This window comes from Candidatus Ruminimicrobium bovinum, assembly GCF_902760015.1.
GTDB lineage: Bacteria > Elusimicrobiota > Endomicrobiia > Endomicrobiales > Endomicrobiaceae > Ruminimicrobium > Ruminimicrobium bovinum.
Genome location: NZ_CACWEU010000231.1, coordinates 1 through 2,394, shown reverse-complemented (window position 1 = coordinate 2,394; position 2,394 = coordinate 1). Strand labels below are relative to the sequence as shown.

Sequence of the window (2,394 nt, the reverse complement as noted above, 5' to 3'; positions counted from 1 at the left end):
GCTTCCGGTTTAAGTTGCGGAGTTAATGCAACACAGCCGATATATTCGTTATCAACATAAAAAGTTATGCTTGTAATATAATGTTCAGGCAACATAGGGTGTTCAAGTTCGCCTATGGTTGCTTTAATTTCCCAAACATTTTCACTTACATTGTTTACCGAAATTACCGGGAGATGTTTTTTATAGCTTTCACCTACGGTTGTAACATCATCTTTTGTTTTTAAAGCATCTTCTTTTAAAGTAAACACTTTTGAATTTGCTTGACATATAGGACACTTTTCAGGTGCCGTTTCTTTTAAATGAATATAACCGCATACGGAACAAACAAGTGCTTTTTGCATACTTCCTCCATTAAAAAATCACTTTGTAATCTTCTTAGTTTAACTTTTCAACTAATTTTTGTCCTGCTTGATAACATTTTTCCAATTCTTCTTTGTTCGGTTTAAATTTTGCATCTGCTTGTGCAACAACTTCAATACCGAAAGAGGATAATTGTTCGGTAATTTCTTTTACCGCACCGCCTGCCCATCCGTAAGAACCGAAAGCAACTGCAACTCTGTTTTTAGGTTTCATTCCTTTTAAGAAATGAATAAAACCTGCAATGTATGCCAACATTTCGTTATCGTGTGTTGACGAACCTATAACAAATGCTTTTGCTTCAAGCATTTCATAAGCAACTTCAGCAAAATCGGTTTTTGCTATGTCAAACATTTTAACTTCTATATTACTGTCCGTTAGTGCTTTTGCTATTTGCCTTGCCATAATTTCTGTTGAACCCCACATAGTTTCATAAACGATAACCGCTTTGTTTTTAACGGTATTTTTAGCCCATGCCAGATATTTTTCTATAACTTTACTTATATCTTTTCTCCAAACAAGCCCATGGCTTGGAGCAATAAAATCAACAGGCAAATTCATTTTTAAAATATTGTTTATACTTCTATCTATCATGGCACCTAAAGGCCATAAAATATTTGCATAATATTTTGCAACTTCTTTACCTATAATTCCGGTATCAACTTCATCGGTAAAAGTTTTGTTTGTTGCTATGTGTTGACCGAAACCGTCATTTGAAAACAACACCTTCTTTTCAGGACAATAAGTCATCATACTGTCAGGCCAATGAACCATCGGCACTTCAACAAATGTTAATGTGTTATTGCCTAAATTTATTTTGTCACCGGTTTTAACGACGGTTATATCAATATTCAAATTATAATATTTTAAAAGACCTTCTTTTAATTTTGCGGTTCCGTAAAACTTTGCATTTTTTAAAACGGTTGCCATATATTCAATTGAACCGCTGTGGTCGGGTTCCAAATGGTTTAACACAACGTGTTTTATCTTTTCCGGTTCTACAACTTCCGAAATATTCCGTATAAATTCTTCTTCAAAACCCTTATGAACCACATCTATTAAAGCAGGTTCGTTATCGTTGACAATATACGAATTATAAGTAACACCGCTTTTTGTTATAAACGTGTTACCGTGAAAACTTCTCATGTTCCAATCGATTACACCGACGGAATAAATATTATTAGTTATTTGTTTCATCCTATTTCCTTAAAAATTAAAAATTAACAATCACTAATATTTTAAAATTTTCTTTTGAAGCACGACTTGTCGCCGCTTATGAGTGCAGAAAATTTTAGAGTAAAAAACTATAAATTCTATTAGTTTTTTAGTGCGATATGTAGAGAAATTTTTGGTTACATTAGGTCTTCCAAAAATTTGGAGTTATCGCACGGCTTTAAAAATTTCAAACGAATGGCGACACTGAGTGCAAGAAAGAGAAATTTTAAAATACAAAAAATTTTCTTAAATTTTTTCAAAAGAATCTTTGCCTACTTGGCAAACAGGGCATACCCAACCTTCCGGTAATTTATCAAAAGGAGTTCCTGCAGGTATTCCGTTATCCGGATCTCCTTTTGCAGGGTCATACTCATAACCGCAAATTGTGCATTTGAATTTTTCCATTTTTTTCTCCGTTAAAATTTATTTTATTGTAAATCCGAAGGTTTTTCCCTCGGTGCAAGTTTAACGCTGTATGCCAAAAACAAGCATGCTATTATTGAACCGACAAAATATATAACCCATAAATAAGTATAATAATTTCCAAATACGGCAACCAAACCGGATAATAAAAAAGAAAGCGGCAAAATAATGAGCCCTGTTTCCAAATATCTCCATTTGGTTTTCATATTGGTATAAATATGTCCCAACATATAATTATGCCTTCTGTGACGGACAAAAGCAGCGGCAAGTAAAATTATACCGACCGGTGAAACCAATTGACATATAAGGTGAATTAGTATCAACTGTTGTTCTATATCATTTGCAGAAAACCATGTTGCATCGTATAAATTGAAGTTTCCTATAGATGTTATAATTTTT

Annotated in this window: 4 protein-coding genes; all 4 read right to left on the bottom strand. The window is 33.2% G+C overall.

The window, feature by feature from the left end:
• Positions 1–341 (bottom strand): rubredoxin-like domain-containing protein (locus ACMUOV_RS07830; RefSeq protein ID WP_413854578.1); only part of this gene is annotated, 341 nt, incomplete at its 3' end.
• Between the two features lie 34 nt (positions 342–375).
• A complete protein-coding gene (locus ACMUOV_RS07825) occupies positions 376–1,554 on the bottom strand; it encodes an FprA family A-type flavoprotein (protein ID WP_413854577.1) in 1,179 nt (392 codons plus the stop codon).
• Between the two features lie 264 nt (positions 1,555–1,818).
• Entirely contained in the window at positions 1,819–1,977 is a 159-nt protein-coding gene (locus tag ACMUOV_RS07820) for a rubredoxin (RefSeq protein WP_413854576.1), read from the bottom strand.
• Between the two features lie 23 nt (positions 1,978–2,000).
• A partial coding sequence (locus tag ACMUOV_RS07815; protein WP_413854575.1) for a hypothetical protein occupies positions 2,001–2,394 on the bottom strand: 394 nt, incomplete at its 5' end.